At 63.1% G+C, this 13,102-nt stretch carries 12 protein-coding genes; 2 read left to right on the forward strand and 10 right to left on the reverse strand.

Annotated elements, in window-relative coordinates; translation table 11 throughout:
* Positions 1 to 92 precede the first annotated feature (92 nt).
* Entirely contained in the window at positions 93 to 1,412 is a 1,320-nt protein-coding gene (locus PQQ86_RS21240) for an MFS transporter (RefSeq protein ID WP_408271204.1), read from the reverse strand.
* Positions 1,413 to 1,566: 154 nt separating this feature from the next.
* Positions 1,567 to 2,622 carry a beta-keto acid cleavage family enzyme gene (locus tag PQQ86_RS21245; protein ID WP_408271207.1) on the reverse strand — a complete coding sequence of 352 codons (1,056 nt, stop codon included), beginning with the start codon at positions 2,620 to 2,622 and terminating at the stop codon, positions 1,567 to 1,569.
* 242 nt (positions 2,623 to 2,864) lie between these two features.
* Between PQQ86_RS21245 and PQQ86_RS21250 the strand changes: the two genes are divergently transcribed.
* Positions 2,865 to 3,866, forward strand: a complete 1,002-nt coding sequence (locus PQQ86_RS21250; RefSeq protein ID WP_408271210.1) for an AraC family transcriptional regulator — start codon at positions 2,865 to 2,867, stop codon at positions 3,864 to 3,866.
* A gap of 32 nt (positions 3,867 to 3,898) precedes the next feature.
* On the opposite strand, the gene PQQ86_RS21255 is transcribed toward PQQ86_RS21250, so the two are convergent.
* The 5 genes from PQQ86_RS21255 to PQQ86_RS21275 all read right to left on the reverse strand — a co-directional run bounded on the left by PQQ86_RS21255 (position 3,899) and on the right by PQQ86_RS21275 (position 9,297).
* Positions 3,899 to 4,540, reverse strand: a complete 642-nt coding sequence (locus PQQ86_RS21255) for an MAPEG family protein (protein ID WP_408271213.1) — start codon at positions 4,538 to 4,540, stop codon at positions 3,899 to 3,901.
* 5 nt (positions 4,541 to 4,545) lie between these two features.
* Entirely contained in the window at positions 4,546 to 5,325 is a 780-nt protein-coding gene (locus tag PQQ86_RS21260) for a carbonic anhydrase (RefSeq protein WP_408271215.1), read from the reverse strand.
* A gap of 173 nt (positions 5,326 to 5,498) precedes the next feature.
* Positions 5,499 to 7,118 carry a methyl-accepting chemotaxis protein gene (locus PQQ86_RS21265; RefSeq protein WP_408271218.1) on the reverse strand — a complete coding sequence of 540 codons (1,620 nt, stop codon included), beginning with the start codon at positions 7,116 to 7,118 and terminating at the stop codon, positions 5,499 to 5,501.
* Positions 7,119 to 7,287: 169 nt separating this feature from the next.
* Complete coding sequence (locus PQQ86_RS21270) at positions 7,288 to 8,319, reverse strand: CobW family GTP-binding protein (protein WP_408271221.1); 1,032 nt, start codon at positions 8,317 to 8,319, stop codon at positions 7,288 to 7,290.
* 18 nt (positions 8,320 to 8,337) lie between these two features.
* Positions 8,338 to 9,297, reverse strand: a complete 960-nt coding sequence (locus PQQ86_RS21275) for an MBL fold metallo-hydrolase (protein ID WP_408279270.1) — start codon at positions 9,295 to 9,297, stop codon at positions 8,338 to 8,340.
* A 214-nt stretch (positions 9,298 to 9,511) separates the two neighbouring features.
* Here PQQ86_RS21275 and PQQ86_RS21280 point away from each other — a divergent pair, with 214 nt between their 5' ends.
* Complete coding sequence (locus PQQ86_RS21280; protein ID WP_408271224.1) at positions 9,512 to 9,964, forward strand: cupin domain-containing protein; 453 nt, start codon at positions 9,512 to 9,514, stop codon at positions 9,962 to 9,964.
* Here PQQ86_RS21280 and PQQ86_RS21285 read toward each other — a convergent pair.
* The 3 genes from PQQ86_RS21285 to PQQ86_RS21295 are packed head-to-tail and all read right to left on the reverse strand — an operon-like array spanning position 9,945 to position 13,092.
* Positions 9,945 to 11,177, reverse strand: coding sequence for an NAD(P)/FAD-dependent oxidoreductase (locus PQQ86_RS21285; protein WP_408279272.1), 1,233 nt, complete (start codon positions 11,175 to 11,177; stop codon positions 9,945 to 9,947). The genes PQQ86_RS21280 and PQQ86_RS21285 overlap by 20 nt on opposite strands.
* Positions 11,178 to 11,204: 27 nt before the next feature.
* The gene (locus PQQ86_RS21290; RefSeq protein WP_408271227.1) at positions 11,205 to 11,561 is read right to left on the reverse strand and encodes a RidA family protein; all 357 of its coding nucleotides are present in this window, start codon (positions 11,559 to 11,561) and stop codon (positions 11,205 to 11,207) included.
* Between the two features lie 4 nt (positions 11,562 to 11,565).
* Positions 11,566 to 13,092, reverse strand: coding sequence for an amidase (locus PQQ86_RS21295; protein ID WP_408271229.1), 1,527 nt, complete (start codon positions 13,090 to 13,092; stop codon positions 11,566 to 11,568).
* Between the last annotated feature and the right edge of the window lie 10 nt (positions 13,093 to 13,102).

Below are 13,102 nucleotides of genomic sequence, written 5' to 3' on the forward strand. Positions count from 1 at the left end.
CTCAAACTACGAATTTGTTTCGCCTGCGATGGGCTGCCCAATTTGCTCTCAGGCGCACTTGCCAGGTCTAAAGCTCGCGGGTTACCGCCGGATCAGCTCCCGGCCTGCTCACGCAGGGCACTCAAGCGATCGAGGTCGACGCCATAGTTCCGCTTGCCGATGAAGAAGGCGATTGCCGCGACCAGGGGGGCGAACGGCACGAGTTGCAACGCGCCGAGCAGTCCGATCCGGTCGGCCACGATGCCCGTCAGGACGGCAGCGGGTGCCAACCCCAGCAGGTTGTTCGCCAACGTCAGGGTGGCAAACGCCGATGCATGGATCGATGGTGGGGTGAGGTTCGCCACCATCGCACCTGAAGGGCCGGTCGCGCCGGCGCAGAAGAACATGCCGGCGCCGATCACGACGAGCTGTGCCGACCCCGCCGGCATGCGGAAGCCGATTGTGAGCAGCACGAAGCAGATCAGACAGAAGGCGACGGCGGTACTCCATTTCTTTTCCCGCGCATGCTTGCTGAGCCGGTCGGCCAGATTTCCGCACACCACCATGCCGAACGCGGTGGCCAGCACGAACACGGCCGCGCCCATGGCCGCCTTGCCGGCAGGCATGCCGTAGTAGCGGTTCAGGAAGCTGGGCATCCACGCCCACACAGCGGCCGGAACCAGCAGATGGATGCCGCTGCCGACGTAGGCACACACGACCGACTTTGTTGAAAAGAGTCCTTGGATCAACGTGCGCAAGCTCATGCACACACCGGCGCCCTGCGTCTGACGGCCCAAGTTTGCCGGTTGCAGCGGCGCGAGTCGCTTTTCGGTGATGGCAAACCGGTAGAAAACGACCAGCATGATTCCAAGCGCCGCCATTGCGCCGAACGCCGCGCGCCAGCCGAAGCGAGCCGCGACGGCACCGCCTAGCGCCATGCCCAGCACTGAACCGAACGCCCCACCGGCCATGAACGCGGCAGTGAGCGTGGCGCGCAGCCGTGCCGGAAAGATGCTGAGGACCAGCGCGATGCCGACACTGCCATAGGCGGCTTCACCGATACCGACGAAGGCGCGCGCGAGCAGCATCTCGCCATAGTTCGTCGCGAGCGCGCAGCCGAGCGTCGCGAGACTCCACATCGCCGCCATCAGGACAATGCTCTTCACGCGGCCCCAGCGGTCGGCGAGTACCGACAGCGGAAAGGTGAGCACGCCGACCATCAGCGCGACCACGCTGCTCAGCGAACCGAGCCGGGTGTCGGAAAGATTCCATGCCGCCTTGAGCATCGGAAACACCGCATTCAACACCTGCCGCGACATGTAGTCGGATAGCAGCAACCCCACCGTCAGGACAAATACCACCCACGCATACGCGTGCACGCCTTTTTGCGTTGTCGAAACATCGCCCGTCAAGGGCTCGGCATGCGTGAACATGAGTTGTCTCCTTCGTGTCCAGCTCGATGGCGACCGCCTTTGCCCGACAGGACAAAGGCAGCCTTTATGGATACTGCAAAACTCTCCCCGGCCTGGCCGGCGAGCCCTGCCTTTGAAGCCCGACGTCCGCGAACGTCAGCCGCGCTTCAATCACTTACGCCGCGCGCAGCGGCAGGTTCTTCACACCGGCCCTGCGATTCGGCGCCATGCCGTTGGCCGCGAGTGTCTCGTCGACCGTCTTGTACTGCACGCCAATCTTGTAGATCTCGCGCGCTTCCTTACCGCTCGCGATTTCACGGCCCAGTTCGCGCGCCACGCGCACACACTGCTCGATCTGCTGCACCGAGCTCATGCGATTGCCGTGCTGGTCAATGATCGTGTCCTCGATGCCGCAGCGCGGATGCAGACCCATGGCCATCGCCATCATGTTGAACGGCAGCACGTTCTTCAGCAACGACTCGGCCGTGACCGTGCCACCGTCCGGCGCACGGTGGACGAAGTTGAAGAAGTTGTGCGGGTTCGGACCGTCGAAGCCGCCGCCGATGCCGATCCACGTCAGGTTCAGCGGCCCCTTGTAGATGCCCTTGCGCACCAGGCGGTCGAGCGTTTCGAGCGCATGGATACCGGTAAGCTGAAAGTGCGGCTGGATGCCCGAGGCCTGCAGGCGGCGCAGATGCTCCTCAACCCAGGCTGGACCCGCGGGCACGGTCATTTCGCTGTAGGCGGCCATAAGCGCAGGATTGGACAGCGACGTGCCTTCCAGGTACTCCGGATAGAGCAATTCCATGATGTTCATCTGCGTGGTGTTGATCGCGACCGTCACCTGATCGGGCTTCGGGTCGAGATCGGCCAGCATGTGACGCGTGTCGTCGGACAGCCACTTCGCGGCCTGGCCGTCGTCTTCCGGCGCGAACGAGATCGAACCTCCCACCTGGATGATCATGTCCGGCACGGCCGCACGCACACCGGCAATCAGTTCGTTGAACTTCGACAGGCGCTTGGAGCCCTTGCCATCCAGTTCGCGCACATGCAGGTGCAGCACGGTCGCGCCTGCCTCGTAGCAGTCGACGGCCTTCTGGATCTGCTCCTCCATCGTCACCGGAATGTCTTCCGGAAAGTCCTCGGGCATCCATTCCGGGCCGTAAGGAGCGGTCGTGATGACAACCTTGTCCTGGTTCTCAGGGTGCAGCGAATCGTCGAGGAATTGCATCGTGTTCTCCAATATGAGTACGGTGTTCCGACGCTCGCGATACGGCTGGCCGCATGAAGACTGGTCGGAACATGATGAACCGTTGAGAAACCACGATACGGCAATCCTGCGTTACACTTTTATGATATGGCGCCATTCTTTTAGCATTTGATGCCACTACGCGTTAACACCGGTGCGTGCGGCAGACATCTCAATAGCAGGCGCAGGAAGGCCGCCTGCGAGGCGTGCGCGGAGACAAAGCGATGGAAACGATGTTGCGCTCGGTAGCCATGAGCGGCTATTTCGATGTGACGCGGCGGGTCGGACTGAACCCGATTGAGCTTGCACAGCAGGTCGGGATCGATACCGCGGCGCTTGCGAATCCGGACGATCGCATTCCGGCAGCCGCCGCGTGCCGGCTGCTGGAACTTACGGCCGAAAAGGCGTCATGCCCGACTTTCGCGCTGCAGATGGCCGAGACCCGGCAGAAGTTCGGTACTGGTGTAATCAATGTGCTGCTCGCGCACAAGCGCACGCTGCGCGACGTATTGCTGGCCACGGCTGAATACCGGTATCTGTTGAACGAGGCCCTGGCTGTGTACGTCGAGGACGTGGGCGAAACGGTTACCATCCGCGAAGAACTGGTCGTCGAACCGGGTACCCCAACGAATCAGGCGATCGAACTCGCGGTCGGTGTCCTCTGGCGCCACTCCAGCGCTCTGCTTGGCGATCACTGGAAACCACGCTCGGTCCATTTTGTTCATCAGGGATCGAAAGACCTGACGTTTCATCGACGGTTCTTCGGCTGTCCGCTGGAGTTCGGCAGCGATTTCAACGGCTTCGTGTGTGCGGCCGCCGATCTCGACTACCCGAATCCCTCCGCTGACCCGGAACTGGTGCGATATGCCGAGAGCCTCGCGGATTCACTCAACGTGACCGGTGTCGATTCGACCGCGCTGGAAGTACGCAAGGCGATCTACTTGTTGCTGCCCGTCGAGCAGGCCACCGTCGAACTGGTTGCCCGCCATTTACGTCTGAGCGTTCGCACCATGCAGCGCCAACTTGAACTTGCGCATACCAGCTTCTCGCGTCTGGTCGAGGAAGTCAGGGGTGAACTTGCCGTGCGCTATATGAGCAACCCACGCTATCCCATCGGGCGGGTTTCCGCACTGCTTGGTTATTCGCAGCAGGGCTCCTTCACAAACTGGTTTAGTTCACGCTTTGGTGTGACGCCTCGTGACTGGCGCAACAGCCATTTGAAATGAACGCGCCGGTCGGGTCGATCGGCTTCATTGAATCAACCCGCTTTCACGGGCCGCGTCCCCCAAAACAACACTGCCTCGATCGCGAAGAAAGCAACGAGCGGCACAATAGCGCCCACCGTCCCCGCGATCTCATGCCCAAACCGGCTCGTCACATACAGCAGCACGATCATGCTGATCGCCATGCCTGGTGCCCCGAGTCCGCGCAGCGCTGCGCTGCGATGGTAGCCGAGCCAGAACGCGGCCCGCGCGACGATCCAGACTACGGTCGTCGCCACCACCGCGCGCATGGACGAGCCATCGGGGCAGTAGGCGGCCAAGCCGAATAGCGACGTCGCAAACACGATGATCTGCTCCACCGTGTTCTGCAGGTATCGTTGATTGACGCGCAACCTGCGCGTTTCGAAGCCCGCCAGCGGATCGAATGCGGGCGAGGTCAATCGTTCGTGCGCCACGGCTTCGACGCCGGTCACCAGACAGAACAGCACCGCGGCACAGCAGCATTTGAGCGTCAGAAGCATCCGCGCGCCGAGGCTGTCCATGCCCGGCAGGGGCGACATCAAAAGATCGATGCCGAGCCAGAGCCCGGAGGCAAACAGCGACGCGACTGCGATGCCGACAATACCGATGCTGCGCTGTTGTCGAAAGTCGGGCGCGTGATAGGTCGGGTCGGTCATGGATTCTAGACGAGCGCAATCTTGCCGGTGGCGAGGTCATACATGCCGCCAACAATGTCGATCTTCTTGCTCTCGTAGAGTTTCTGGACGATCGGCGGTGAGCGCTTCAGTCGAGCCATTTGCCGTCTCACGTTCTCGGCGGCCGCGTTGTCCAGCAAGTTGCCGGTCTTCGTCTTTTCGGCGGCGATGACAGCAGGCTTGATCGCTGAGATGAGTCCCGGCAAATGGCCTGGAAGAACCGCCTTGGCCTTCAACACTTTGATTGCGGCGTCGACCGCGCCGCATCCGGTGTGGCCTAGCACCATGATGAGCGGCACCCCCAGGAACTGCGCGCCGTATTCGAGAGACGCAAGCAGATCCGGGTTCACGACGTTGCCCGCGACGCGTAAAACGAAGAGATCTCCCGGCCCCTGATCGAACGCGAACTCCGGCGCCACGCGCGAATCGGAGCAGCTCAGGATCGTGGCGATTGGATACTGCCCCTGCACTCGGGCGGCGCGACCCGATGAAAAGTCGCGCTCGTTCGGCGCGTTGGCGGCGTAGCGCGCGTTGCCATCCATGATTCGTTTCAACGCGTCCGCAGGCGGGATCGAGTTCGATGGTGGCGATGCGCCGGGTGCTGGCGGGTCGGCCGCGATGGCGGCGCCCACGCTCCACGGTAGGAGCGCCGCGAGTGCGCCGGTCTTCAGGAAATCCCGGCGCGACACTTGAGGCTCGTGCTGCGCATCACCACAGACATCACACATTTGAATGCCTCCGCCATTGCTGGGCGCATCCGGCCGCAAACAGGTGCCTTGTTGCGTCGCAACGCAGATGGCACACCGGTCACCTGCTATGTGCACCTCACGTGGTGGTCCGACGCCACGCGATAGATCAACCAACTTGCCTACGTTCGAGTCTATACCGTGGCCAGGCGCAGTGTCCGGAAAATCCCGCAACTGCGAAGAGCAGACCGTCCTTACGCGAACGCCACGCGGCGCGGCCCCGAAGCCGGTGCGAACGATGTACCGCCGCTGGCGTCGGCGGCGCCCACCTGGAATGCCGCCGCCGCGCGTTGCAGGCTCATCGCCTGCTCCTTCAGCGACTGCGCCGCGGCCGCCGCTTGCTCGACGAGCGCCGCGTTCTGCTGCGTCATGCTGTCCATCTGCGTGACCGCGAGATTCACCTGATCGATGCCGGCGCTCTGTTCCGCCGCTGCCGCCGCGATTTCCTGCACGACACCGGTCACACGCATGATCGCGTCGCGCGCTTCGTCGATGGTCGAGCCGGTGTTTTCGACCAGCGTTGCACCACTGCCGACGCTGCCCACCGCATGACTGATCAGCTCGCGAATTTCCTTCGCCGCGGTCGCGCTACGCTGCGCGAGGCTGCGCACCTCGCTCGCGACGACCGCGAAGCCGCGACCTTGCTCGCCCGCGCGTGCTGCTTCAACCGCCGCGTTCAGCGCGAGGATGTTGGTCTGGAACGCGATGCCCTCGATCGTCGCGATGATCTCGACCATGCGGCCCGATTCGTTCGAGATGCCCTTCATCGCTGCGACAGCCTGCGTGATCATGTCGCCGCCGCGGTTTGCGATTTTCGCGGCGCCGGCCGCAAGCTCGCTGGCGGTGCGCGCGTTGTCCGCAGTCTGGCGGACCATCGCCGTCATCTGCTCCATGCTCGACGCCGTTTCCTGCAACGAGGCCGCCTGGTTCTCGGTGCGCGACGACAGATCCGCATTGCCGTTCGCGATCTCGTTCGCGCCGCACGCGACGTTGTCGGAAGCATGCTTGATCTGGCAGATGGTGCCCGTCAGCGCGTCGCGCATCCGCTGCATCACATGCAGCAGGCTCGACGTGTCGCCGTCGCGCGTGCGGATCGCTACCGTCAGGTCGCCCGATGCGATCGCGTCCGCCACGTTCGCCGCGTAGGCCGGATCGCCGCCGACCGTGCGTGCGATGCTGCGGTTCGTCACCGCGACGAGCGTCACGAGCACCGCCGACACCGCCACGAAGATCGCGGCGATCAGCCACAGCGATGCCATGAACGCAGTGTCGATGTCATCGACATAGGCGCCGGTCGCGATGATCCAGTCCCACGGCGCATAGCGCACCACGTAGCCGATCTTGCCGACTGCCTGCGTCGACGCCGCGCCCGAATGCGGGAACACGTAGTCGACGAAGCCGCCGTCCGGCGACTGTGCAGCCGCCGCGAACGTCACGTAATGGTGACGGCCGTCGGCATCGGCGCTGCCCGCGAGATCTTTGCCTTCGAGTGCCGGCTTGATCGGATGCATCACCATCTGCGGCTTCGAGTTGATCACGAGGAAGTAGCCGTCTTCGCCGTAGCGCACGCCGCGCAGGCGCTCGAGTGCCTGCTTGCGGGCATCCGCCTCCGGCAGCGCGCCGCTTTGCGCCAGCGCCGCATACTCCGTCACGATGCTGAGCCCGACGTGCGCGATGTTGGTGAGGTCGTGCTTACGTTCCTCGATGCGCGTCTCGCGCGACTGCCACGCCGCCGATACGGAGACGGCGAGCAACGCGACGAGGCTGATGATCAGCGGCAGCCACAGCTTCTGCGTAAAACTGAGCTTGTGCATCCTTAGTCCTCGTGCAAACGAATGGAACCCGCGCAGGGCTGCCGTGCCAAGTGGCACGTGAATGGGCGCGCCCGGGCGGCGCCGGCGGGCTGTCCGGCGTCCGTCCAGGTGGTTCCTGCTCGAGTTATCGGCGGATGCGAGTGAAAGTTTCGTCCTGTGAAACCCTCGGTTAACAGCTTGCCGCTGCCTCCACCCCGGCTTCGCGCAGAAAATGCGTGATCGTCTCCTCGATCACCGACCTCGCCAGACCCTGCACGATGAACACGAGCCGTGTCGTGTGATCGTCGTCAGGCCACGCATTGAGCCGCAACGGTTCATGCAGCAATTGCTGCACGCCGTGGAACACAACCGGCCGCGATTCGCCGATGAAGTTGCCGATCCCCTTAACCCGCAGGATGCGTTCGCCGTGATAGCCGAGCAGTACGGTCAGCGCGGTTTCGAAGGCCTGCATCGGCAATGCCTGCGAGTAAGTCAGGCAGAAGCTGTCGATGTCCGGATGGGCCACGCGTGACGCCGTCGCGCCGCGCATCAGCGTTTTGCGCGGCGCAGGCTCGGCACGCAACCAGGGCCGCAAGGCACGTGGCGTCAGGATGTCGAGCAGCTGTTGCGCGTCAATCTCGCCGTTGCGCACCAGAATGCGCGTCGCGCCCGGATTTAGCGCCTCAAGCGCCGCCTCGAGGTCCGCCAGTGCGGGCGCACCGGCCAGTTCAGCTTTGGTCAGCAACAGCCGGTCCGCGACGGCCACCTGCTGACGCGACTCCTCATGTCGGGCAAGTTGCGCGGCGCCGTGTTTCGCATCGACGGTTGTTACGATGCCGTCGAGTTGCAAACGACCCTCAAGCGCTGGATCACCCAGCAGCAACGAGATCACCGGGCCGGGTCGCGCAAGCCCCGTGGTCTCGATCAGAATCCGCTCGAAGGCCGGAATCTCGCCGCGCATGCGGCGCTGCAGCAGATCGGTCACGGTCGCAGCCAGTTCGTCGCGCACGCCGCAACACAGGCAGCCGTTTTCCAGCAGGGCGATGGTTTCATCGCGCGAGGTGCTGACGAACAGATGATCGAGACCGATCGCGCCCAGTTCATTGATCACCACCGCACAACGGCCCAGCGCGGGCTGCGGCAGCAGGCGATTAAGCAACGTGGTCTTACCCGAACCGAGAAAGCCAGTTAGCAACGTCAGAGGAATCGCAGCAGATTGCATGGTGGCTTCTCCAGACACTCAAATAACCTGCAGGTCTTTGCCGACGATGATCTGTCCGTCGAAATGCTTGCGCGCATCGGCGGCCCACATCTCGTCGGTAATCGCGGGATCGCCGCCCGGCACGAAATGGCTCAGCACCAGCGTCTTGACGCCCGCCGCCGCGGCGATCTTGCCTACCTGTTCCGTGCTGGTGTGGCTCTTCATGAGGTGATCGAGCAGCGTAGGCGCGTTATCGACGGTCTTCATCAGCTTTTCGAGCGCGGGTAGGTACATCACCTCATGCACCAGGACGTCAGCGCCTTTGGCGAACTCGGCAAGGGCCGGGTAGTAAGTCGTGTCGCCGGAGAAGACAACAGTGCGGTCCCGCGTCTCGAAGCGGTAAGCGAATGCCGGCTTGATCGTGTAGTGGTCGACCAGTGTCGAGGTGACGCGCACGCGGTCGTCTTCCATCACGAGGCGCGGGCCTTCGAATTCATGGATGTTGATCAGTGGCCGGAACGGCGGGCGGCCTTCTTCTCGCATGCGCACGTCGAGGTCGATTGCGTTCATGTCGACAAAGTCGTCGATCATCTTTGTCATGCGCGGCGGCCCGTACAGATTGACGGGTGTGTGCAGGCCGGTGGCCCAGGCGAGGAATACGAGGTTGCCGAGGTCGGCGTTGTGATCCGAATGATGGTGGGTCAGGAAGATGTCACGGATGCCCGGCAGCTTGATGCCGGCTTTGGTCAACTGCAGCGCGACGCCGTTGCCGCAATCGACCACGTAGGGCTGACCGTCGACCACCAGTACGTTCGCCGGTGCCGCGCGCAGGTCGGACGGTGTCGGGCCACCCTTGGTGCCGAGCAGGATCAGCTGCGTGCCTTGTGCCGAATGTCCCGCAGCGGGTGCCGTAGTTGCGGAGTTGGCCGGTGACTGCGCGTGGGCGTCCTGCATCCACGGCAGCGCCGCGGTGGTGCCTGCTGTCACGGCAATACGCATGAAATCACGACGGGAACGTCCGAACGGCTGATCACTCATGGTGCTGTGTCTCCTGATATTCTGGTTGGGTGCGCTCGATTTTCCAGGCTAACCGCGCTCAAAAGCGATTGAATTCTAGCGATTTCATCAGCCTGCGGGTTGGGCCGCAAGTGGCACGCCCCTCACCTGCACGCTGGTGGACTGACGAGTATCCTTAATCCAAAGGAGTTCGACAATGACAGTTAACAGCGCGACTCCGATCGAACCAATCAACATTGGTCAATTGAAGATTCAGTACCTGATTGATGGAACTTCTACGGGCGGGATGGGTGTTTTCGAATTGACTGTGGGGCCTGGCTCACAGGTCCCACCGCCACATAGCCACACGCGTAACGAAGAGTGCGTCTACGTGCTGGAGGGCATGCTTCGGTACTCGGTCGACGGGGTAGTCCGAGACCTGGTTCCGGGAGAATGGATGTTTACTCCACGTGGGTCTGTTCATCACTTTAGCAACCCGCACAATGATACGGCCCGCGCGCTGATCGTCCTTACGCCCGATATAGGTGCTCAGTATTTTCGTGATGTCGGAGCAGTTGTAAGCGCAGGCGGGCCGCCCGACCGCTCAAAGCTTATCGATGTCATGTCAAGGTACGGGCTGGTGCCGGCGGTTAGAACCGGTCCACCCTGAAGGGCCGGGTATCCACCAAGGTCTCCTCCCCAGTCATCATCTCCGCGATCAGCCGTCCGGTCACAGGGCCGAGTGTCAGCCCGTGATGCGCGTGACCAAATGCGAACCACAAACCCTTGTGGTTTGCCGCCGGCCCGATGATCGGCATCATGTCAGGCGTACACGGGCGGCGGCCCATCCACGGTTCGGCGTCCAGACGCCCGGCTAGCGGAAACAGCGTGCGGGCCGAGGGCTCGACGGCGTCAAGCTGGTTGGGCGTCTTCGGTGCGTCGTGCAGCGCGATTTCGGCGCCTGTCGTCAGTCGGATACCCCTGGCCATCGGCGCCAGCAGATAACCTCGCTCGACATCGAGGACCGGATGATTCAGACGCGCACCTGGCTGCGCGCCATAGTGCATGTGATACCCGCGCTTGGTGCCGAGCGGCAGGCGATAGCCCAGCCGTGAACTGAGTTGATCCGACCACGGGCCCAACGCGACCACCGCCGACGACGCCACGATGGTGCCCGCCGATGTATCCACCTCCCAATGATCGCGCAACGTATTCGCATCGCCGATCAAACAACGCCCGCCAAGCTGCTCGAAGTATTTTGCGTAGGCTGTGACGAGCGCGTTCGGGTCACTGACGGAATCGGATGCCGTGTAGCGCAACGCGCCGATCAGGCTGCGGTCGAGATCGGGCTCCATCTGTTGCAGACTCGCCGCGTCGAGAGATTCGAATTCGACGCCGTATTCGCGATGCCACTGCTCGGCAAGCCGCGTTTCACTGTCGCGAACCGCTTCGGTGCGGAACACCTTCATCCAGCCGATCGGACGCAATAACGCGCTCGCGCCGGCATCGGCGGCTAACGCGCGGTGCTCGCTCACGCAATGTTCGATCAGCGTCGAATAGGACCTCGCGATTGCCGCATGCTTCACCGGCTGAGAGTTGCGCCAGTATTGCCACAGGAACGGTGCGGCCTTGAGCATCGCGTTGGCGTGATAGCGAACCTCCGGCGACCGGTTGCGCGCGTATCGCATCAACGTGCCGAGTTCGCGTGGAAACGCATACGGATACACGCCTTCGCGCTGGATTAGCCCCGCGTTGCCAAACGATGTCTCGTTGCCGGGCGGCCTGCGATCGACCAGCGCAACCCGGTGGCCACGCTTCTGAAGATGGACGGCGACGCACACGCCGACGATGCCCGCGCCAAGTACGACGGTATCGAATTTCATCATGCTCATGAGCTCACAGACTGACGATTACGCCGACAGTGCCGTCACCGCGACTTCGACATCGCAACCCGGCTTCATCAGCAGTGCCTGGACGCAGGCGCGGGTCGGCGCATGGCCTGCAGGTACCCAGGCGTCCCACACCGCGTTGAATTCGGCGAAGTGCTTCGGATCGCTCAGCCAGATATTCGCCGACAACAGACGCGTACGGTCAACGGCTGCTGCTTCGAGCAGCGTGTCAATACGCGCGAGGACTTCGTTGGTTTGTTCGGTCACGGAGACGTTGGCCGTGTCGGGCACCTGGCCGGCCAGATACACCACCCCGTTGGCGATCACCACCTGGCTCATGCGCGCATTCGTTTGCAGACGTTTGATTGGGTTCGACATGTGTTTAGACCGTTGAAATGCCGGCGCCATTCTGGCCGGACTCGTTGAAAAGAGGCGGTGCCGTCACGATCGACTTCAGCGACGGATCAGCCTGCGTGAGTTTTGACAGATCGGGACGCGGCCGGCGCAAGACCGGTGACCGATCGAAGACCTGTTCCATGGCGTGCGCAACGGCGAGCGTTTTCCGGTCGCCATGAAACGGGCCGACGATCTGCAAGCCGAACGGCATGCCCGCATGATCGACCCCGCAGGGCAGCGACACGGCGGGATGCGTTGTGAGCGTGACGACGTAGGTCAGCGCGAGCCAGCGATAGTAGTTGTCCTGTTCGCGTCCGGCGATCTGCGCCGCGTACAGCTGTTGCCAGGGAAACGGTGAAACCGGCGTGGTCGGCGAGAGAATCACGTCGTACTGTTCGAACGCGTTCTGGAAGCGTTTGAAAATGCGGGTCTGCTCGGCTTGTGCCCAGGCGCTGTCGGCGAGGCTCATGCTCGCGCCCATTTCGTAGTTCGCGCGCGTGTTGGGTCCGAGCTGGTTCGGATCGCGCGTATAGGCATCGTGCAGACCGGCGACGAAGCTCTCCGCGCGGATCACGTCGAAGCAACGGTGTACGTCGCCGAGATCGAAGCTCACCTGCTCGCAGGAACGGAACGACGGCGCGATCAGCGCGATGCGCTCGCGAAACACCTTGCGGATTTCGTCGTCGACGTCGCAACTGCCGAAGTCTTCGGTCCAGCCGACTCGCAGCGAGCCGAGGTCGATATCGTCAGGCCGCGCGAAGTCCAGCGGATCGACACGAAAGCTGAGCGGATCGCCGGCGGAGATTCCCGCAGTTGCGGCGAGCTGCAGGCAGGCCTCGGCGACGGTGCGGCCCAGCGGCCCGACTACCGAGATCGGTGTCCAGCCGACCAGCTTGCGCGAATTCGGCACGAGGCCGGGCGTCGGACGAAAGCCCACCACGCCGCATTTCGACGCCGGAATTCGCAAGGATCCGCCGGTGTCGGAGCCGGTGCAGACCGGCAGCATGTCGCACGTGAGCGCGGCGGCCGAACCGCCTGACGAGCCGCCCGCGTTCAGCGTGGTGTTGAATGGATTGCCCGTTGCACCCCATACCGGATTGCGCGTATTGGCGCCCGCGCCGAGCTCCGGCACGTTGGTCTTCGCGGTGACGATCGCGCCGGCGGCGCGCAGGCGCTCCACCAGCACCACGTCTTGCGTGGGAACGTTGCCGCGCGACATGGGCGAGCCATAAGTCGTCAGCAGACCGGCTGTATTTTCGAGGTCTTTGACGCCGACCGGCAAGCCATGCAGCAAGCCGAGCGCTTCGCCGTCGAGCACCTGCTTTTCGGCGCGCTTCGCGGCTTCTCGCGCGGCTGGGAAATCCGTCGCGGTGACTGCGTTGACTGCGGGATTGATCGCCTCGATACGCGCAATACAGGCGTCGAGCAGTTCGACCGGCGAAATCTCTTTCGCGCCGATCATGCGGCGCAGCTCAACGGCGCTGCGTCCAACCAGTTCATTATCGTGACTCATTGCATCCTCG

This window comes from Paraburkholderia sediminicola (genome assembly GCF_046026675.1).
In the GTDB taxonomy this organism is placed as follows: domain Bacteria; phylum Pseudomonadota; class Gammaproteobacteria; order Burkholderiales; family Burkholderiaceae; genus Paraburkholderia; species Paraburkholderia sediminicola_F.

Excerpts from the sequence above, each read along its gene's own strand:
- PQQ86_RS21240 (WP_408271204.1), bottom strand. The coding sequence starts at position 1,412 with ATGTTCACGCATGCCGAGCCCTTGACGGGCGATGTTTCGACAACGCAA.
- PQQ86_RS21245 (WP_408271207.1), bottom strand. The coding sequence starts at position 2,622 with ATGCAATTCCTCGACGATTCGCTGCACCCTGAGAACCAGGACAAGGTT.
- PQQ86_RS21250 (WP_408271210.1), top strand. The coding sequence starts at position 2,865 with ATGGAAACGATGTTGCGCTCGGTAGCCATGAGCGGCTATTTCGATGTG.
- PQQ86_RS21255 (WP_408271213.1), bottom strand. The coding sequence starts at position 4,540 with ATGACCGACCCGACCTATCACGCGCCCGACTTTCGACAACAGCGCAGC.
- PQQ86_RS21265 (WP_408271218.1), bottom strand. The coding sequence starts at position 7,118 with ATGCACAAGCTCAGTTTTACGCAGAAGCTGTGGCTGCCGCTGATCATC.
- PQQ86_RS21270 (WP_408271221.1), bottom strand. The coding sequence starts at position 8,319 with ATGCAATCTGCTGCGATTCCTCTGACGTTGCTAACTGGCTTTCTCGGT.
- PQQ86_RS21275 (WP_408279270.1), bottom strand. The coding sequence starts at position 9,297 with ATGCGTATTGCCGTGACAGCAGGCACCACCGCGGCGCTGCCGTGGATG.
- PQQ86_RS21280 (WP_408271224.1), top strand. The coding sequence starts at position 9,512 with ATGACAGTTAACAGCGCGACTCCGATCGAACCAATCAACATTGGTCAA.
- PQQ86_RS21285 (WP_408279272.1), bottom strand. The coding sequence starts at position 11,177 with ATGAAATTCGATACCGTCGTACTTGGCGCGGGCATCGTCGGCGTGTGC.
- PQQ86_RS21290 (WP_408271227.1), bottom strand. The coding sequence starts at position 11,561 with ATGTCGAACCCAATCAAACGTCTGCAAACGAATGCGCGCATGAGCCAG.
- PQQ86_RS21295 (WP_408271229.1), bottom strand. The coding sequence starts at position 13,092 with ATGAGTCACGATAATGAACTGGTTGGACGCAGCGCCGTTGAGCTGCGC.